The sequence below is a fragment of the Actinomadura sp. 9N215 genome (assembly GCF_044326345.1).
Taxonomy (GTDB): Bacteria; Actinomycetota; Actinomycetes; order Streptosporangiales; family Streptosporangiaceae; genus Spirillospora.
Genome location: NZ_JBIRBA010000009.1, coordinates 23,956 through 42,273, shown reverse-complemented (window position 1 = coordinate 42,273; position 18,318 = coordinate 23,956). Strand labels below are relative to the sequence as shown.

At 70.2% G+C, this 18,318-nt stretch carries 17 protein-coding genes; 12 read left to right on the top strand and 5 right to left on the bottom strand.

Annotation, left to right across the window (positions count from 1 at the left end; translation table 11 throughout):
• The first annotated feature begins 239 nt into the window (after positions 1-239).
• Both ACH34T_RS16905 and ACH34T_RS16900 read left to right on the top strand, forming a co-directional pair.
• Positions 240-374, top strand: coding sequence for a hypothetical protein (locus ACH34T_RS16905; RefSeq protein ID WP_395993077.1), 135 nt, complete (start codon positions 240-242; stop codon positions 372-374).
• Between the two features lie 422 nt (positions 375-796).
• A complete protein-coding gene (locus ACH34T_RS16900; RefSeq protein ID WP_395993076.1) occupies positions 797-1,708 on the top strand; it encodes an STAS domain-containing protein in 912 nt (303 codons plus the stop codon).
• Here the strand turns inward: ACH34T_RS16900 and ACH34T_RS16895 are convergent.
• A complete protein-coding gene (locus ACH34T_RS16895; RefSeq protein WP_395993075.1) occupies positions 1,649-2,242 on the bottom strand; it encodes a glycosyltransferase family 39 protein in 594 nt (197 codons plus the stop codon). The two genes, ACH34T_RS16900 and ACH34T_RS16895, sit on opposite strands and share 60 nt — an antisense overlap.
• A gap of 963 nt (positions 2,243-3,205) precedes the next feature.
• Here ACH34T_RS16895 and ACH34T_RS16890 point away from each other — a divergent pair.
• The 3 genes from ACH34T_RS16890 to ACH34T_RS16880 all read left to right on the top strand — a co-directional run bounded on the left by ACH34T_RS16890 (position 3,206) and on the right by ACH34T_RS16880 (position 6,532).
• Positions 3,206-3,550, top strand: coding sequence for a VOC family protein (locus tag ACH34T_RS16890; protein ID WP_395993074.1), 345 nt, complete (start codon positions 3,206-3,208; stop codon positions 3,548-3,550).
• A 519-nt stretch (positions 3,551-4,069) separates the two neighbouring features.
• Complete coding sequence (locus tag ACH34T_RS16885; RefSeq protein WP_395993073.1) at positions 4,070-4,654, top strand: TIGR03086 family metal-binding protein; 585 nt, start codon at positions 4,070-4,072, stop codon at positions 4,652-4,654.
• 957 nt (positions 4,655-5,611) lie between these two features.
• Positions 5,612-6,532, top strand: coding sequence for a carbon-nitrogen hydrolase family protein (locus ACH34T_RS16880; RefSeq protein ID WP_395993072.1), 921 nt, complete (start codon positions 5,612-5,614; stop codon positions 6,530-6,532).
• A gap of 292 nt (positions 6,533-6,824) precedes the next feature.
• On the opposite strand, the gene ACH34T_RS16875 is transcribed toward ACH34T_RS16880, so the two are convergent.
• From ACH34T_RS16875 to ACH34T_RS16860, 4 genes are all read right to left on the bottom strand, one after another.
• Positions 6,825-7,352, bottom strand: a complete 528-nt coding sequence (locus ACH34T_RS16875) for a hypothetical protein (RefSeq protein WP_395993282.1) — start codon at positions 7,350-7,352, stop codon at positions 6,825-6,827.
• Positions 7,353-7,557: 205 nt separating this feature from the next.
• Entirely contained in the window at positions 7,558-8,871 is a 1,314-nt protein-coding gene (locus ACH34T_RS16870) for an MFS transporter (protein ID WP_395993071.1), read from the bottom strand.
• Positions 8,868-9,215 (bottom strand): hypothetical protein, encoded by a 348-nt coding sequence (locus tag ACH34T_RS16865; RefSeq protein WP_395993070.1) that lies wholly within the window; start codon positions 9,213-9,215, stop codon positions 8,868-8,870. Before ACH34T_RS16865 ends, ACH34T_RS16870 begins: the two co-directional genes overlap by 4 nt.
• A complete protein-coding gene (locus tag ACH34T_RS16860; protein ID WP_395993069.1) occupies positions 9,212-9,994 on the bottom strand; it encodes a nucleoside phosphorylase in 783 nt (260 codons plus the stop codon). The genes ACH34T_RS16865 and ACH34T_RS16860 overlap by 4 nt, the downstream gene beginning before the upstream one ends.
• 125 nt (positions 9,995-10,119) lie before the next feature.
• On the opposite strand from ACH34T_RS16860, the gene ACH34T_RS16855 reads away from it, so the two are divergent.
• Genes ACH34T_RS16855 through ACH34T_RS16825 form a run of 7 tightly spaced genes read left to right on the top strand, consistent with a single transcriptional unit; the run spans position 10,120 to position 18,243 of the window.
• Positions 10,120-10,866 (top strand): FCD domain-containing protein, encoded by a 747-nt coding sequence (locus ACH34T_RS16855; RefSeq protein ID WP_395993068.1) that lies wholly within the window; start codon positions 10,120-10,122, stop codon positions 10,864-10,866.
• A 57-nt stretch (positions 10,867-10,923) separates the two neighbouring features.
• Positions 10,924-11,970, top strand: coding sequence for an ABC transporter substrate-binding protein (locus tag ACH34T_RS16850; protein WP_395993067.1), 1,047 nt, complete (start codon positions 10,924-10,926; stop codon positions 11,968-11,970).
• Positions 11,971-11,978: 8 nt separating this feature from the next.
• Positions 11,979-12,848 (top strand): ABC transporter ATP-binding protein, encoded by an 870-nt coding sequence (locus tag ACH34T_RS16845; protein WP_395993066.1) that lies wholly within the window; start codon positions 11,979-11,981, stop codon positions 12,846-12,848.
• Entirely contained in the window at positions 12,845-14,506 is a 1,662-nt protein-coding gene (locus ACH34T_RS16840) for an ABC transporter permease (protein ID WP_395993065.1), read from the top strand. The genes ACH34T_RS16845 and ACH34T_RS16840 overlap by 4 nt, the downstream gene beginning before the upstream one ends.
• Before the next feature lie 55 nt (positions 14,507-14,561).
• Complete coding sequence (locus tag ACH34T_RS16835; protein WP_395993064.1) at positions 14,562-15,764, top strand: amidohydrolase; 1,203 nt, start codon at positions 14,562-14,564, stop codon at positions 15,762-15,764.
• Positions 15,761-16,555, top strand: coding sequence for a purine-nucleoside phosphorylase (locus tag ACH34T_RS16830; protein WP_395993063.1), 795 nt, complete (start codon positions 15,761-15,763; stop codon positions 16,553-16,555). The genes ACH34T_RS16835 and ACH34T_RS16830 overlap by 4 nt, the downstream gene beginning before the upstream one ends.
• A complete protein-coding gene (locus ACH34T_RS16825) occupies positions 16,552-18,243 on the top strand; it encodes a phospho-sugar mutase (RefSeq protein ID WP_395993062.1) in 1,692 nt (563 codons plus the stop codon). Before ACH34T_RS16830 ends, ACH34T_RS16825 begins: the two co-directional genes overlap by 4 nt.
• Positions 18,244-18,318 lie beyond the last annotated feature (75 nt).

The following is an 18,318-nucleotide window of genomic DNA, read 5'->3' as shown; positions in this document are numbered from 1 at the left end:
CGTCCAGCCGCTGTGCGCGGACGAAACAGATCCATTCAAGGATGGACCACCGGATGGACCGCCTGCGCCGGACGCTGGCTCGGTACGCCCCGGCCCGGCCAGCGGCGACCGCGTCCATGAGCTCGGCAGGTTCGCCCGCCTCTTCAGCACCTGCTGCGCCTGGCCCGGCGCAGTGCGGTCAAGTCACGCACGCAGGCTCCCAATCAGTTCCAATCCTCATCGATACCTCTCCCGACGACGTGCGTGAGCAGCTCGGCGGGCTAAAGACACCGATGGCGATCAAGCGTGCCGCGGGCTTTCGCCCCGGCGACATCACCCAGCCCAGCCAGGGTGCCCGATGGGTGCTGGCGCGGCTGGCCCGTCGTATCGAGTAGCTGGACGCCGAAATCGCCGAACTGGACGCCATGCAGCGGCAGCTGGTCACGGCCATCGCGCCAACGGCTTCACCCGCGGGCCGCTTCGACTCCTTGCCCGTTGCCGAACCAGTAGCCGGGGAGCAACTCTCAGCCGATCGGCGGCGGACAGGCGTCTGGAGTAAAAGTTCCTGGTCACATCAGGCGTGGAGGCAACCGTCGATCTCCCGCCCGGTCGGCGCCGGACGATTGTTACGGTAATGGCCACACGTGTGATTGAGGGCGCGGCGGCCTAGGTTGAGCTGATGACCTCCACCGGCCAATGCGCCCCATGGGCTCACAAGCGTTCCTAATCACCGAACACGATCAGTGAGGATCTGCAACGCTTCGTCTTGAAGCGCGGCTTTGCCGCGGTCAGGAACGCCATCAAGGAGGCTCCCCCGGTGCACGACTTCGCGATCACGGATCACGTCTACCCGTCTCGCCCTGACGTTGCCGTCGTGGAACCTGCCGGTGAAATCGACGCCTACACCGCGCCGAGGCTCCAGAATCACTTGGACGAGGTCATGGATCGGGGGACGTGTCGGGTGGTGGTGGACCTGACGCGCGTTGTGTTCCTCGACTCCGCGGCCCTGGGTGCCCTGATCCATGCGTTGAACAGGGCAGAACGCGACGGCGGCGCGATAACTCTGGTCTGCCGCGACCGGCGGATACAAAAGATATTCGCGGTGACCGAGCTCACCACGGTCTTCTGGATTGTCGGCACCGTTCGGGAAGCGGCCGAACTGTTCGACGACATGGCCGTCGCGCGCCGGCGCGTCAGCCTGCGAGGCCGTGGTGTGCACTGGTGGTCGTCCCGGATCTACCTCAGTTCGCCCGAGCAGCACGTCGCGGCAGAGACGGCCCTGGTCGGGATCATCGGGGATCTTGGCCTTCAGGTCGGCCATGCGTTCGCCCCGGTGCGGGCGAGCTGGTTTCGTGAGTTCCTGCTGCGCTTCCGCAAGGCCGCGAGCGGAGCGGCTCCGATGGACGACGTCGTGGCCAGGCTGGTGCGCGCGACGGAGATGCAGGCGCTGCATCGTCCACAAGCCGAGATCGACGCCAGCCAGGGAGAGGCCGTGGCCCGGCTCGTGGTCGCGCTCGGCCAGACCCCGCGCGCCGTGGTGCAGGTCGGCTCGATCCTCATCGTGAAGGTCGATGAGGTCCTTGTGGTCCGGAACCTGACGCAGCTCGAACTCGCCTACTGGGAGAGAAACCCCAGCCTGTTCCGCGATCCCGAAGCGGCCCTCAATCAGCTACAGAAAGCGGTGGTCGACGACGAACGCCGCGACCCGCCACCGGCCGTCTCTGCCTGATATTCCTGGCGGCCCTGGGCAAGACCTCTTACCCTTGCACGTCGGTGCGGGGACTCGAATCAATGAGCTGGCAGCGGCCGCTGAGGCGTTCGGACAGAGCCGCCCGATGCCGTTGCAGCCGAGCGCCAGCTCCAGGACCGAGTCGTGCTGGGACCCGCCGATGTAGGGCCGGGACGAGGCGGGCACCAGTGCGACGGCCGTGGCCCACCACCTGGCCGCCGCCACCAGCGCCCCACCGGCGGCGGCGAGCTGCCGCAGCCGGCGCCGTACCGGCGGCGGCGCGGTCACCAGGTAGACCGGCGCGAACACCGGGACGACCAGGAACGCCTGAAGCATCTCGGCCAGGAACCCGGTGCCAGCGCAGGCGGCGGTGAGCAGCCGCCAGCGGATGCTCGTGTTCTGCTGCGCGCGGATCGCCCCGTACGCGCCGAGGATGAGCAGCAGCACCAGCAGCGCGTCGGGGTCGTTGAACCGGAACATCAGCGCCGCGACCGGGTCAGCGCCAGCGCCGCCCCGGCGAGCAGCGCCACCCACGCGGGATCCGGTGCCACACCGCGACGTGCACGACGCCGACGATGGCGACGCCCGTGAGCGCCTGCGGAACCAGGACGCTCCAGGTTCAGGGAGGCGTGAGCCCGATTCGAGTGCGGACCAGCGTCCACCAGCCCATAGGAGGCGAACCGCAGCTCGGGTGAGCCCGCCTCCGTGCCAGAAGACCGCCGGGACGCTACCGCCGGGGAGACCGCCGCGCAGGTGCGGGGTCTCTACCAGTTCGTCCCGTCCGCCGACGGCGCCGACGCACACGGCCGCACCGTCGCACCTCGCGCTGCAGGTGGGCGAGCGCCACTGCCTGTCACACACGAAGCCCCGGACGGGCGGGCTCCATCACCACGTCCGGGGCCGCAGGACAGGCGGGCGCTGGTGTGCGAAGGGCGCTCGCACGGTGTGCTGGTCTACACGGACGGGGTTCCGGTCGGATGGTGCCAGTACTGCTGGAGAACCGAGTTGCCGCTGGTGGACGGCGGCTGCGGCAGGTTCGCCATGCCGGCAGTGGACGATGTCCCTGCCGACGCTCAGGCCGATCACCAACCGGTTCGCGGCCCTGCATCATGGACGCCGCTATCGCGGCACCTACCACCTGGCCGCTTATTGCGGGCAGCCGCGCCATAGCGCCTTTCTGGGCGACGGCTCCGTGCTCGCTTTGCATCCAAATGCCGCCACGCCTCGATCAATTCGAGGAAGACCTGCTGGTCCGCCCGCGCGCGGCGCGGCCGGGCTGCTTGACCAACGCAGTCACCATGGTCGGCGGTCGGCGGTGAGTGACCAGAGCGCTCAGATCAACGATCTCCTGGAACCGTCAAGCATGTCCCAGATCTGCCAAACATGATGCTGGGTCTTCGCTTTCCGTGTTCCGGAGCGGTCACAATCGTCCAAGACCGGGACGGCTGCTCGCCTGTACTGTCAGCCTCACCAGCGCAAACATCATGAGGAGTTCCCATGCACGGCGAACCTTCCTTCTTCGAAATCGGCGTCCCCGACGCCAAGCGCGCAAAAGCCTTCTACGGCCGGTTGCTCGCCTGGACCTTCCACCCGATGGGAGAGGGCGATCAGGCATGGGTGGAGACTCCTACGACCCGCGGCGGTCTCCACGACCAAGATTCGGAATGTCGCATCGACGTCTTCTTCTCAGTCCCCGATATCGACGGCGCCGTGACCGCCGTCCGCGAACTCGGTGGACAGGCCGAGGATCCGCGCCCAGAAGAACCGGGCTTCGGACGGTTCGCGTTCTGCCAGGACGACCAGGGCGTACGATTCGGCCTCCATCAGCCGCCGGCCGCCTGACCGAGGTCCAAGCCCGCCTTGCGGGCCCGATAGGCGGCTTATCGGCACGCCTATTGGCATCGATTATCGGCACGGCTACTGGCATCGAGACGACGGGCGGCGAAGTCATCGCCCGCGGTCGCGTCGCGGCCGCGTCGCGGTCACGGCGTGCGTGGCCTTGTCTCTAGACCCTCGGACTGGGATGGGGCGCGGCCTAAGCCTGGCCAAGGCCGCGAGGCCGTACTGGATAACGATCTCGCTACTGCGCCAGGTGATCAGTCTTGCCGTCCGGCAACCCCTCAGGCCGCCGCAGGGCCGCTCCGGCGAACGTGACCTGCCGCGCGCGAACCGGGCGCGGTCGAACATGACCGCGCCACTCGCAGAACGGGCTCGCCGGAAGAAGGCGTTCGCGTCGGCGAAGACGGCGTTGCGCTCAGCCGTCCACCGGGGAGAAGCCCTCGTCGCCGTCACCCGCTCGGCCCTGGGGCAGAGGAAGCCGGTGGCTGGCGGGATCGGTCGTGAGCGCGTTAGCCTGCGGTGATGTCCACACCACCGCTCGCTCTGCTCGACGACTGCATGGCGTGGGCTGACGGAGTCGTCGAAGGAATCCACGCCGAGCAAGGCAGTGCGGCGACGCCGTGTTCGGAGTTCACCGTCGACGACCTTCTCGCTCATCTCATCGATGGCCTCACTTGGTTCGGCCAGTTGCCTGCCGGCGGGCCGACTGATCCGCGCAGGGTCCACGGTCTCGACCCGGTAGGGCGATCACATGTCGAGGCCTTCCACGCGGCGCGCGCGACGATCCGCCGCAACTGGACACCGGCCCACCTGTCCGACACTTACGCGCTGCCGTTCGGCCAGACCACCGGCACCGGCATCACCGAGTACATGAGTGTGGAGACCCTCGGCCATGGCTGGGACCTAGCGGCCGCGACCGGTCAACCCATCACAGTGGCTCCCCACCTTGCCGAAGCAGCTCTCACCATCGCACGCGGGCTGGAACCGGCTCTTCGAGCACCGGGCATGATGGCCGACGCAGTGACGGTCACGGCCGACACCCAGCCGATCGACAGGTTCGTCGCCTTCCTGGGACGACACCCCCAGGCCTGGACGACGCCTCGTTGATCGACCGACCGCGCAAGCGAAACATCGGCCGAACCGCCAGACCGGCGCGGCACCTTCCCCAATGCTCCGCGTCGGATCCATGCCAAACTCGCGCGCGCCGCCCCCGCCAAACAGCATTCACCTGACCCGAAAGGCGTCAGCCGAACCAACCACTCCGTCCTCAAGCAGGATGGGCGGGTCGGCCGCCGGTCGGAGCACCCCTGCTTCACCTCTCGCAGCGGACTCGCTTCCGAACTCAGCGTCGACGTCTGCGCCACCGCCGCATCCGGGCCCACTGAGACCCATGCGGTCCCTTCAGCGGTCCAGATCGGCACGCGGTTGGAAAGCCTGATCGTCCCGTCACAACACCGTGGCAGCGGCGCGCCGACCTGAACGACAGTTTCCGGAAGGGTGGGGTCGTGCCGGCATGCGGCTGGCACAAACGGCGCCTCAGCGCACCTCACAAGGCCCCACCAACCCGCACGACACCAACAGAGAAAGGGAGCCTGACCAGCTCAAACCTCTCAGGCCCGTCCTGGCCCCACGAAGGTGATCACCCTGCTAATGCGGTTCGGGTCGACGTCCATCGGGATATCGACCCCCGTCCCTCGTCACGGCCGAATTGGGCAATGCCGCAAGCACCGGGCACGGCGCGACGAACCGCCACCGAAGTCATGCGGTTCAACGTTTCATGCGGCCCCGGCGACGGCCCGCCGCTGAGTCGGCTGGCAGCTCACTCGACAAGGTCAACGTGCCGAATGAGCTGAAAGAGCCGCCAATCCAGAATCGCGCCATCGGACGGCCCTAAACGGCCCGGGGGGCGCGCGACCGCACGGGTGCCGCTGCGGTCATCGCACAAAACATTCCGCATACGGGCGTCGGCAGGACCGCTCTGGAAAGCGGTGCGCGCATGTTTCGCAGGTAAGCAGGTCGCCTTGACGACGCAGCGCTGGTGCGCGTTCTGAGAGAATCGCCGGCATGCGTGTCGCCGCAGCACAGGCCCGGTCCCCTTGGCTCGACGCCGCGGCCGGGGCCGCCAAGGTGATGGACTTCCTTCAGCGGGCCGCCGCCGACAACGTCGACCTGGTCGCCTTCCCCGAGACGTTCTTGTCGGGCTACCCGTTCTGGGTCGAGCAGACGGACGGGGCCCGGTTCGACGACCCCGACCAGAAACGCGCCTACGCCGCCTACCTGGACGCCGCCGTCGAACTCGACGGCCCCGAACTGCGCATGATCGTTGAGGCCGTCCGCGACCTGAAGGTCTTCACCTACCTGGGCATCACCGAACGCGTCCGCGGCACCGTCTACTGCACGCTCGCCGCGATCTCCCCGGCGGACGCGATCGTCAGCGCGCATCGCAAACTGATGCCCACGCACGAGGAACGCCTGGTCTGGGGCATCGGCGACGGACACGGCCTGCGCACCCATCAGGTCGGCGGCCTCGCCGTCGGCGGCCTGATCTGCTGGGAGAACTGGATGCCGCTGGCCCGCCACGCCCTGTACGCCCAAGGCGAGGACCTGCATGTCTCGGTCTGGCCCGGCTCGTCCCGCCTCACCGGCGACATCACCCGGTTCATCGCCCTCGAAGGCCGCGTCTACTCCCTGGCCGCCGGTGCCCTGTTCTCCTACGCCGACATCCCCACCGACTTCCCCTTCCACGACCAACTCGCCGAACGCGCCTCCCGCTACGACGGCGGCTCAGCCATCGCCGGGCCCGACGGCCAATGGATCGCTCCTCCGGTCTCGGGTGAGGAACGGCTCGTCACCGCCGACATCGACCCCGCCGCCGTCCGCGCCGAACGTCACAACTTCGACCCCACCGGCCACTACGCACGAGCCGACGTCCTCCGCCTCCACATCGATCGCCGCCGACTCGATACAGCGGAGTTCATCGATTGACGACGCTGCGGAGCCAGCGCCCGGCCAGTTCTAGCGGCATTTCCTACACGGCCGCGCGCTGGTGACAAAGTGCCCGCAATTCCTCACCCCAACCGAGCCTGGCATGTTCTGCTGCAACTGCCCCACGCACGTGAGAATTACGTGGCCGCATTAGATCGCATCCTCGGGCCGTCCTGAAACTCCGCAGGAAACTGCATACCCTCAGCGCTAGGACCGAGTAGAGGCTGTAGATGTCAGCGGCATCGCGATGCCCGCTTCGGGAGCGTTCAGCTCTGGAAAATCCTCCAGTGCTTCAACCTTTGAGTGTCCGTCCGCCATGTTCTGACCGAGTGTCCACAACTCGTCCAGACGAAGAGGTCCGCGTCCTCAGCCCGGCCGGTTTCTTTCCCGTGCCGTCCGGTGAACAACTGGGCGACTCGCTCTGCGCAGCCAGCGGGGAATACGCGCGCCAGCTGTGGCCCCCGGACTCCAGAGAGCTCACAAGGTGAGGGTGGCTGTAGCCGCATTCCACAAGGAACCAGATCAGCGTCCGCGCGACCCACATCTCCGTGGGAGCGTCCGGCTGACCGCTTGGACGCACCTTCGCGACCCGACTGTGGTTTCCTGGATCGTACGTGTCTGATGCAGAGCGATTGCTCGATCGAGCGTCTCGCCTTGGCAGTTGTGGACGAGGACGGCGGTCGTTCCCGCCACGAATTAGCAGGTGTGGAGGGTCGTAGCCGTACGTGGTGGTCCCGGCCGCGTCGGTCCGCGCGGTGGGTTGGCCGTCGAGGTTGTAGGCGAACGAGCTGGAGCCCGCCGATCCGGACGCGGTGAGCAGCAGCCCGCGGTCGTGTAGGTGAAGGTCTCCGCGGCGGCAGGCGCCGGCCCGGCGTCCGAGGTCGCGGCGGTCACGTTTGGCGCCAGGCTGAACATTAGAGAGCGCATCGCTGGCTCGGGGCCGTTGTTGTCGGATTCGGGGCGGATTCCGGGTGGCCGAGCGGCACCGCCACGGCGGGGATGGTGACCGGCGGTGTCGCGTCGCGTCATGGGGTGGGGCCGTCTGAGGGCTTTTGGTCTGCTGGGTGGCGGGAGGTCGCCGGCGTTGCCGGGTTGCCCACGAGGCGTCGCTTTCCGGCGCTGAAGGACAGGGCCGCCTGGACGAGGCAGATCGCGATGAGGAGCGACAGCGGCGTGGTCCAGGAGCCGGTGACGTCTCGCAGGACGCCGATGGTGAACGGGCCGAGTGCGGCGAGGAGGTAGCCGGCGCTTTGCGCCATCGCCGACAGGGTGGCGGTTTCCGTCGCGGTTCGGGTTCGCATGCTGAACAGCGCCAGGGTCAGCGGGAACACGCCGCCGCCGATGCCGATGAGCATCGCCCAGAGCCAGGGGACCGACTCCGGGCGGAGCAGGAGACCGGTCAGGCCGACGATCTGGACGGCGGTCATCCCCGCGCCGAGGGCCCCCTGCCGCCGCAGCCGCGCCGCCAGGACAGGGACGACGAAGTACACGGGCACGCCGACGAGGAGCGCGACGGCCAGCAGCGTGCCGGCCCGGTCCGGGGGGAAGCCGGCGTCGAGGTAGATGGTCGGCAGCCAGGCCATGACCACGAAGGCGAGCACGGACTGCGTCGCGAACAGCAGGGTGACCGCCCAGGCGACCGGACTGCGCATCATGGCGGTCGCGGGCGCGCGGGGTTCGGCCGGGGCGACGCTCCGGCGCGTCTGGGGCAGCCAGATCGCCAGGGTGACGGCGGCGAGGACGGACCAGGACGCGAGGCCGCCCCGCCAGCCGCCGACGGCGTCGCCGGCCGGGACGGTCGCGGCGGCGCCGATCGCGGCCCCGGCCGACATGGCGGCGCTGTAGGCGCCGGTGACCTCGCCGACGCGGGCCGGGAACTCGATCTTGACGATCACCGGGATCAGCACGTTCCCCGCCGCGATGCCGGCGCAGGCGACGAAGGTGCCGGCGAGCAGGGCGGTCTCGCCGCCGGCGACGCGGAACAGCTGCCCGGCCAGGAGGAGTCCGAGAGCGAGGGCGAGCCCGGGCTTCGCGCCGACGCGCCGGATGAGCCAGGGCGTCGCGAGCGCGACGCCGCCGAAGCACACGACCGGCAGGGTCGCCGCGGTCGACGTGGCGAACGTGGACATCGCCAGATCGGTGCGGGCCTGGTCGAGGACGGCGCCGAGGCTCGTCACCGCGACGCGGAGGTTCGCGGCGACCAGGACGACGGCGACCAGCCCCAGCAGCGGCCGGCCCAGCGCGCCGCGCGCGTGTGTCGTGCGGGTGGCCGGGCCGTCCGCGCCGGACCGGTCGGGCAAGTCCCCGTCGGCCTCCAGGTTTGGGTGGTTCGTGGTCACGTCGCGTCCCGTGCGCGGGGGTTGCCCGGCATCCTGCGGAACACCGCGTGCACGTGCGCGCAGCGGAGCACCGCGTGCACCTGCGCGCAGCGGAACGTTGCCGGCACCTGCGCATTGCGGAACGCTGCCGGCACCTGCGCATTGCGGAACGCTGCCGGCACCTGCGCATTGCGGAACGCTGCCGGCACCTGCGCATTGCGGAACGCTGCCGGCACCTGCGCATTGCGGAACGCTGCCGGCACCTGCGCATTGCGGAACGCTGCGGGCGGCTGGGCGTTGCGGGACGTTGCGGGCGGCTGGGTGTTGCCGTGGCTGTTGGGGGAATCGGTGGCCGGGTTTGTCACGCGCCGCCGGCCGTTCGCGCGGGTGTGGTGGACGGGGTGCTCGACGTAATGAGCGTGCGTACCGCGTCGACGGCGGTGGTGAACAGCGGGTCGCTGGACGGGGCCGTGCCGGCGTCGATGGCGTCCTGGCTCCACATCATCACGACGGCGCCCGTGCGCACGTTGAGCACGGTGCCGACGATGAACACGGTGGCGGTCTCCATCTCCGAGCAGACGGCGCCGCCGCTGCGCCAGGCCTCGAATCGCTCGGTCAGCGTGGCCGCCAGCGGCATCCGCTCCGGTTCCGTCTCGCCGTAGTAGGAGTCCTTGGTGTGCGCGGGCCCGCACCTGTAGGGCACGCCCGCGCGGTCCGCCGCCTGGCGCAGCGCGAGGACGACGTCGATGTCCGCGACGGCCGGGAACTCGATCGGCAGGTACTGCCTGGTCGTGCCCTCGTCGCGGATCGCCGCGGTGAGGACGGCCAGCTCGCCGTTGACGATGTCGGCACGCATCGAGCCCGACACCCCGACCCGGATCATCGTGTCGACGCCGAGCGCGGCCAGTTCCTCCACGGCGAGGGCGGTGGACGGTCCGCCGACGCCGGTGGAGGTCACGATGACCGTCTCGCCGTCCGCCGTGCCGCGCCAGGTCTCGAACTCGCGGTTGCGGGCGACGAACTCCGGCGCGTCGAGGAGCGCCGCGATCGAGGCCACCTGGTCGGGGTTGCCGGGCAGGAGGGCGTACCGTCCCACGTCCCGGGAGCGAAGGTGCAGGTGGTGGGCCAGCTTGTCGCCGTTCATCCAGTCTCTCCTCCGTACGTCAATTGCGGCCATACAGTGTCATAACCCGACTACGTTCGTCACTATTGACATACCTGGACAAGGCACCTACGGTTCCGGCACGGCCTGACGACGAGGAGGCAACCGTGCGGCACACGCCGGTGATGGAGTCCGCGCTTCTGGCGTTCATGAGCGCACAGGAGGGCCCGGTGGGGGCGCGGGCCGCCACCCGGCACCTGCGGGGACGCGGCTTCGACGTCAGCGAGTCGACCGTCAGCCGGCTGCTCAACGACCTCGACGAGCGAGCCCTCACCCTGTCCCTGGGAAAGAAGGGGCGGATCCTCACCGAGGAGGGAAACCGTGTCGCGGCGAACCAGCAGCTGGACAGCCGGCGGGAGTCGTCCTTCGCCGAGGCGCTCGCGCTGCGCGACGTCCACGACCTGATCGACCATCTGATCGGCCGGCGGGGCATCGAACGGGAGGCCGCGCGGGCCGCCGCGCTCCGGGCCCGCCCGGAGGAGCTCACCCGCCTGCGGGCGATGGTCGAGACAAGCGGTGAGGCGCGGTGGCGCGAACGGCTCGCCTTTCACAAGACGATCGGCCAGGCCTCGCACAACAAGCAGATCCAGGCGATCAGCACGACCCTGTTCGACGAGCGCCTCGACCTGCTCGAACGACTGCTCATCATGATCGGAATCAAGCAGGATGCACTGCTTCGGTGGGACCAGGAGCACCGCGGCATCGTCGCGAGCATCTCAGACCGGGATGCCGACGCCGCCGAGCGGCTCATGGTCGTGCATCTCGACGGAATGATCCGTGAGACGGAGCACTTCGCCAACAGCGGAAACGCTCACGTCATCCACACGCTGCTCGCGGAAAACGACCTCGCGTAGAGCGCTAGCCCTTCCTCAACACAGCGATCACGACGACGACTCTTTCGGGAGCACGAAATGACTCACTTCTGCGCGCCGCCTGGCCTTGGCCGGCGTTCGTTCCTCCGGGTCGCGGGCCAGAGCGCGGCCGTGGTGGCAGCCGGCTCGGCCGTCCCCTGGCTGGCGGGATGCGGCTCGTCCGCCGCCGGCGGCGACGGCGACGGCAAGGGCCGGTTCACGGTGAAGCTCGCCTGGATTCCGAACGCGGAGTACGCGGGCATCTTCGTCGGGGCCGAGGACGGGCTCTACACCAAGCAGGGACTCGACGTCGAGGTCCTGCCGGGCGGGCCGAACTCCGCGGTCGTCCCCATGGTCACCACGAACCGCGTCGACCTCGGCGTCGAGGCGATCCCGGAGAACGTCGCCACCGCCGTCGCCCGCGGCTCGAAGCTGAAGATCGTCGGCGCCGGGCTGCTGAAGAGCCCCGAGTCCTGGATCTCGCTCGCCGACCGTCCGGTCAGGAGCCCGAAGGAGATCGAGGGCAAGAAGCTCGGCATCACCCTGGCCGGGAAGAACACGGCCCTGGTCTTCATGAAGCGCAACGGCGTCGACGTCAGCAAGGTGAGGCTGGTGCCGATCCAGTTCGATCCCGCGCCGCTCGCCGCCCGCGAGGTGGACGCGATCTGGGGATTCGCGTCCAACCAGCCCGTGTCGCTGGAGTTGCGCGGAGTCAAGACGCATGTGATGCCGCTGGCCGACTTCGGGTTCAACCGGATGCAGAGCGTCTTCTTCGCGTCCCAGAAGACGCTGGACGACCCCGCCGCCCGCGAGCGCGCCCGCAAGTTCATGACGGCCAGCAGGCTGGGCTGGGAGGCGGCGCTGCGCGATCAGCGGCACGCCGCCGACGTGATCATCAAGAAGTACGGCGCCAAGCTCGGCCTGAAGCTCGACGAGCAGGCCAAGTCCCTCGCCGCCATCGCGCCGTACGTCAGCGGCGCCGGAACCGGCGCCACGAAGCTGTTCTGGATGTCGGACGCGCTCATCGAGGAAACGATCACGAGCCTGACCAGCATCGGGATCAAGCTCGACAAGTCGCTGTTCACCAACGAGCTGCTCGGGGGGTGAGGCACGCCATGCCGGAGAAGAGAACACTGCCGGGCACCGGGGCGGCGCAGGCCGCCTCAGGCGACGCACCGGTTTCCGAGGGGATCCGCACGAGCGGCCTGAAGAAGACGTTCGCCGGCAAGGGGACGTCGGTCGAGGCGCTGCGCGAGTTCTCGTTCGAGTCCCGGCGCGGCGAGTTCGTCGGGCTGCTGGGGCCGTCCGGGTGCGGCAAGTCCACGGTCCTGCGGATGCTCGCCGACCTGGAGACCCCCACCGCCGGGACCGTCACGGTCCACGGGCGGACGCCGCGCGAGCTGCGCGAGGGCCACGGCGTCGGCATCGCGTTCCAGGACGCCGGCCTGCTGCCGTGGCGGAGCGTGCAGGCCAACATCCGGTTGCCGCTGGAGGTCGCCGGCCGCCGCGACGGCGCCGCGGTGGCCGACCTGATCCGTCTCGTCGGCCTCGAAGGGTTCGAGAAGGCCCGGCCGTCGCAGCTGTCCGGAGGGATGCGCCAGCGGGTGTCCTTGGCCCGGTCGCTGGTCACCGATCCCGAACTCCTGCTGCTCGACGAGCCGTTCGGGGCGCTGGACGATCTGACCCGGCAGCGGCTCAACTTCGAGCTTCAGCGGATCTGGGCCGAGCGGGGCACGACCACGGTGCTGGTCACCCACGGCATCGCCGAGGCGGTGCTGCTCTCGGACACCGTGGTCCTGATGTCACCGCGTCCTGGAACGATCCTGGACGTCGTCCGCGTCGACCTGCCCAGGCCGCGCACGCCCGAGATCCTGCAGGACGGCGCCTTCCACGCGCTCTGCGACGAGCTGTCGGAGAAGCTCTTCACCGGCACCGGCACCGGCACCGTGAGCAGCACCGGTAGCGGGAACGGGGCGGCGCCATGAACGCCGCCGCCCCGCCGCGCACCGCGCGCCTGAGGCGCGTCGCGCCGACGGGTCTGGGACGCGTCGCCTCCGCCGGGCTGCGGCGGGCCGTCCCACCGCTTCTGACGGTCGTGGTCCTGACCCTCGCGTGGCAGGTGCTGTCGCTCGGCGGGCTCGGGTCGCTGGTGCCGGCGCCCGCCGACGTGCTCGCGCAGATGCGCGACGACGCCGACTACTACGTGCCGAACGCGACCGTCACCATGTCGTCGGCGTTGCAGGGCTACCTCTGGGGCAACGGCATAGCGATCGCCCTGGCCCTGTGCACGCTGCCGTTCCCCCGCGTCCAGGCGCTGTTCGAGCGGGTCGCGGTCGGCGCGATCGCGCTGCCGCTCATCGCCCTCGCCCCGCTGCTCGCGATCGCCTTCCGCGGCAACGTCCCGAGCGTGATCCTCGCCGCGCAGGCGGTGGTCTTCACCACCCTGGTCGCCGCCATCCTCGGCCTCGGCAGCGTGGACCGGACCTCGGTCGACGTGGTGCGCGCCGCCGGCGGCTCCGAGTGGACGGTGATCCGCAAGGTGCGGCTGCCCGCCGCGATCCCCAGCCTCGTCGGCGGCCTCCAGGTCGCCGCGCCCAGCGCCATCCTCGGCGCGATCATCGGGGAGTACATGGGCGGCGAGGAGGGGCTGGGGGTCGCGATGATCCAGGCCCAGGGCGCGTTCGACGTCCCCCGCGCCTGGGGCCTGGCGATCGTGACCTCGCTGCTCGCCGCCGTGGCGTTCCTGGCGCTGCCGCTGATCGTCCGGCTGATCCTGCCGTGGACCCGCTCGGCGGACACCGTCCTGGACGCGCGCGCAGCCCGCCCCGGAGGACGCCGCGACGCGCGCCCCGCGGCCCGGGTGCTGCGCGCCGCGTTCGCCGCGGTCGGGACGCTGGCGGGCGTCGTGCTCGGCTGGTGGCTGCTCGTCCTCGTCGTGCCGGGCGGCACCGAGGTGGCGCGGGGCCCGCTGCAGGTCGCGCCCTACTTCGCCACCGGGGACACGCAGCTGGTCACCGCGTCCGGTGAGGCGGAGGCGCCGCTGCCGTACCTGCTGTCGTCGCTGCTGCGCACCATCGGCGACGCCGGTCTCGGCTTTGTGGTCGGCTTGGTCCTCGCGGTGGCGATGGCAGTGGTCGCGCACGAGTTCCCGGTGATCGAGCGGGTGCTGATGCCCATCTCGATCGCCCTCAGGTCGATCCCGATCGTGGCCGCGATGCCGCTCCTCGCGCTCGTGTTCGGGCGGGGGATCCTCGCCGTGACGATCCTGATCGCCGTGATGACGTTCTTCCCGATCCTCGTCAACGTCCTGCTCGCGATGCGGGCGGTCCCGCGCAGCGCCGTGGACCTGCTCACCGCCGTCGGAGCCGGACGGAGGCACCGCCTGACCAAACTGCTCATGCCGTACGCGCTGCCGGCCCTGCTGGCCTCGGTCAAGATCGCGCTACCGCTGTCGATCGGCGCGGCCATGGTGGCCGAATGGCTCGCCACCGGCTACGGGCTGGGCGCCTCGATGACCGTCGCCGCGACGCTGTCGGACTACGACTTCGTCTGGGGCGGCGTCGCCATCGTCCTGCTGGCCTCGCTCATCGCCTACCGCCTGGCCGGCGCGCTGGAGGAGACCGCGCTCAGCCGCCTCGAATAGTCGAGGTCACGACCATTCACGATCCCGGACGCCGGGACGCACGAGAAAGCGGATCATGCCCAGAATCATCCTGTCCAACGTCCGTCCGCACGGCGCGGGCGACCCGCGGGTCATCACCGTCGCCGACGGGAGGATCCACTCCGTCGGCACGCGGACGCCGGCCGATCTCGGCCCGGACGACCACGTCGAAGACCTCGCCGGACAGATCGTCCTGCCGGGCTTCGTCGACGGCCACGCCCACGCCGACAAGAGCCTGTGGGGCGAGCCGTGGGTGCGGCGGACGTCGGAGCCGATCACCATGGAGCAGATGTTCGAGGACCAGCTGCGGCAGTGGGCGGAGACCACGACCCCGGTCGCCACCCGGGCCCGCGCCTTCCTCGACAGGTGCGTCGCCTACGGCTCGACGTCCATCCGGACCTTCACCGACGTGGCCCCGGAGATCGGCCTCGACGGCGTCCACGGCCTGCTCCAGGTCCGCGAGGAGATGGCCGATCTCGCCGACCTGCAGATCGTCGCGTTCCCCCAGCTCGGCATCCTGCGGAAGCCCGGCACCGCCGAACTGCTCGAACAGGCCCTGCGCGCCGGAGCCGACATGATCGGCGGGCTGGACCCCGCAGGCGTCGACGGCGACGCGGTGCGCCAGCTCGACATCGTCTTCGGCCTCGCCGACAAGTACCAGGTGCCGGTGGACTTCCACGCGCACGAGTCCGGCGACCTCGGCATCTGGCTCATCGAGCGGATCGCCGAGCGGGTCAAGGCGCTGGGCATGCACGGCAAGGTCAGCCTCTGCGACGTGTTCAGCCTGGCCGACCCGACGCCGTCGCAGTTCGAACGCCTGGCCTCGGTGCTCGCCGACGCGGACATCGCCGTCGCCGTCGGCGTGCACGGACTCCTGCCGGTGCCGGACGTCAAGGCCCTGCACGCGATGGGCGTCCGCATGTGCCTCGGATCCGACTCCGCCCGCAGCCGCTGGTCGCCGTGGGGCGAGGGCGACATCCTCGCCAGGGCGATGTTCCTGGCCTACAAGCGCTACTGGCGCAGGGACGACGACCTCGAATTCGCCGTGACCATGGGCACGACCCTGGGCCGCCAGGTCCTCGGCGTCCCGCCCTGCGACCTCAAGCCCGGAGACGTCGCCGACCTCGTGGTCCTCCCCGGCGAAGCGATCGGCGAGATCGTCGTGACACCACCGCCGCGAACGCTCGTCATGAAACGCGGGAAGATCATCGCCCGCTCCGGCGCCCTGGTGCGCCCATGAACGCTTTCGCACAGGCCCGGGCGGCTGCGGACGAGTTGCGCGCTCGCGCGTCGGTGGACTCCTTCGATGTCGCGTTGGTGATGGGTTCGGGTTGGGTTCCGGCCGCGGACGCGTTCGGGTCGCCGAGTACCGATGTGCTGGTCACCGAGTTGCCCGGGTTCGCGCCCCCGGCCGCCGAAGGGCACGCGGGACGGGTGCGGGTGGTGGAGGTCGGCGGGCGCCGCGCGTTGGTGTTCTTGGGCCGCACGCACCTGTATGAGGGTCACGGGGTGGACGCGGTGGTGCATCCGGTGCGGACGGCGCTGGCCGCCGGGGCCACCACGATCGTGCTGACGAACGCGGCGGGCGGGCTGCGGCCCGAGCGGCAGCGGGTCGGCGACCCGGTGCTGATCTGTGACCATCTGAACCTGTCGGGCGCCAACCCGCTGACCGGCCCGCAGTTCCTGGACCTCACCGAGGCCTACTCCGCCCGGCTCCGCACCCTCGCCAAGGAGGCCGACCCGACACTGTCGGAAGGCGTGTACGCGGCGTTGCGGGGCCCGACCTACGAGACACCCGCCGAGATCCGGATGCTGCGGACACTGGGCGCCGACCTGATCGGCATGTCGACCGTCCTGGAGACGATCGAGGCCCGGCGGGGCGGCGCGGACGTCCTGGGCATCTCGCTGGTCACCAACATCGCCGCCGGACTGGCCGACCAGCCCCTGGACCACGAGGAGGTCCTGGCGGCGGGACGCGCGTCGGCCGGACGCATGGGCGCGCTGCTGGCCACCGTGCTGGCGAAACTGTGAGCGAGCTTCGCGCGCGGGCGGCGGACTGGCTGGCCCAGGACCCCGACCCCGAAACCCGCGCCGAACTCCACACCATCCTGGACAACGGCGACCAGCAGGCGTTGGTCGACCGGTTCGGTGCGCGGCTGGAGTTCGGCACGGCCGGGCTGCGCGGTGAACTCGGCGCGGGCCCGAACCGGATGAACCGGGTCACGGTGATGCGCGCGGCGGCCGGGCTGGCGGGGTGTCTGCCGGCGGGTGGGCGGGTGATCGTCGGGTTCGACGCCCGGCACGGCTCACACCGGTTCGCCGACGACACCGCCGCCGTGCTGGCCGGGGCGGGGCTGCGGCCCGAGGTGTTCACCGCCCCGGTCCCCACCCCCGTCCTCGCCCACTTCGTCCGCGCTTTCGACGACGTGGTGGCGGGGGTGATGGTGACGGCCAGCCACAACCCGCCCCGCGACAACGGCTACAAGGTGTACTGGGCCGACGGCGCACAGATCGCCCCACCCACCGACACCGACATCTCCGCCGCGATCGACGCCGTCGGCCGCGTCGACGAACTCCCGCTCGGTGACTCCTGGCCCGTCCACCAAAGCGCGGGCCTCTACCTGGACGCGGTCGCGTCCCTGAACCTCGGCGCTCCCGCCGATGACGGGCTCTCGATCGTCTACACGCCGCTGCACGGCGTCGGCCGCGACGTGCTGCTCGCGGCGTTCGACCGCGCCGGGTTTCCCGCGCCCGCCGTCGTCCCCGAACAGGCCGACCCCGACCCCGACTTCCCCACCATCGCCTTCCCCAACCCCGAAGAACCCGGCGCCCTCGACCTGGCCCTCGCGCTCGCGCGGGAGCGGGACGCCGATCTGGTCATCGCCAACGACCCCGACGCGGACCGGTGCGCGGTGGCCGTCCCGGACGCCGGCGGCTGGCGGGTGCTGACCGGCGACGAGGTCGGCGGGCTGCTGGCCGAGCACGTTCTGCGGCACACCACCGGGGACGACCGCCTCGTCGCCACCACGATCGTGTCGTCGTCGCTGCTGCGCTCGATCGCCGCGGCACATCGCGTCCGGTACGCCGAATCGTTGACCGGCTTCAAATGGATCATGCGCGCGGGCGGGCCGACCGACCGGCTGGTGTTCGGCTACGAAGAAGCCCTCGGCTACAGCATCGGCGACAACCACGGCGTCCTCGTCAACGACAAGGACGGGATCAGCGCCGCCCTCACCGTCGCCGCGCTCGCCGCCCACGCCCGCCGCGACGGCCGTACCCTCCTGGACCTCCTCGACGACCAAGCCCACACCCACGGCCTGCACACCACCACACAACTCTCCATCCGGACCGACCATCCGGCCCAGATCACCGCCACCATGACCCGGCTCCGCACCCACCCACCAGCACACCTGGCCGGACGTGCGGTCGAAACATTCGACGACCTCGCCCACCCCACCGAAGGTCTGCCGCCCACCGATGGCCTGCGATTCCACCTCACCGGCGGGGCACGAGTGATCATCCGACCGTCCGGGACCGAACCCAAGCTCAAGTGCTACCTCGAAATCGTCCAACCGGTTGAGAACGACGTCAGCACCGCCCGCGCACGCGCCGCCGCCGAACTGGACGCCCTCCGCACCGCCCTCTCCACAGCCCCTCAGCTGACCGCGGCGCCGGGCACCGGCATACCGGAAGGTCCAGTCTCCTGCATGGCTTTGTAGGTGAGATGCAATCGCGTTCACTCGTGAGGGGACGTCGACGCTCAAGGGCCAGTGGCCGGTTACGACCTCGCCCGA

What these genes read in the sequence shown, in the direction of transcription:
- ACH34T_RS16890 (WP_395993074.1), top strand. Translation starts at nt 3,206, where the DNA reads ATGCACGGCGAACCTTCCTTCTTCGAAATCGGCGTCCCCGACGCCAAG.
- ACH34T_RS16885 (WP_395993073.1), top strand. Translation starts at nt 4,070, where the DNA reads ATGTCCACACCACCGCTCGCTCTGCTCGACGACTGCATGGCGTGGGCT.
- ACH34T_RS16880 (WP_395993072.1), top strand. Translation starts at nt 5,612, where the DNA reads ATGCGTGTCGCCGCAGCACAGGCCCGGTCCCCTTGGCTCGACGCCGCG.
- ACH34T_RS16860 (WP_395993069.1), bottom strand. Translation starts at nt 9,994, where the DNA reads ATGAACGGCGACAAGCTGGCCCACCACCTGCACCTTCGCTCCCGGGAC.
- ACH34T_RS16850 (WP_395993067.1), top strand. Translation starts at nt 10,924, where the DNA reads ATGACTCACTTCTGCGCGCCGCCTGGCCTTGGCCGGCGTTCGTTCCTC.
- ACH34T_RS16845 (WP_395993066.1), top strand. Translation starts at nt 11,979, where the DNA reads ATGCCGGAGAAGAGAACACTGCCGGGCACCGGGGCGGCGCAGGCCGCC.
- ACH34T_RS16840 (WP_395993065.1), top strand. Translation starts at nt 12,845, where the DNA reads ATGAACGCCGCCGCCCCGCCGCGCACCGCGCGCCTGAGGCGCGTCGCG.
- ACH34T_RS16835 (WP_395993064.1), top strand. Translation starts at nt 14,562, where the DNA reads ATGCCCAGAATCATCCTGTCCAACGTCCGTCCGCACGGCGCGGGCGAC.
- ACH34T_RS16830 (WP_395993063.1), top strand. Translation starts at nt 15,761, where the DNA reads ATGAACGCTTTCGCACAGGCCCGGGCGGCTGCGGACGAGTTGCGCGCT.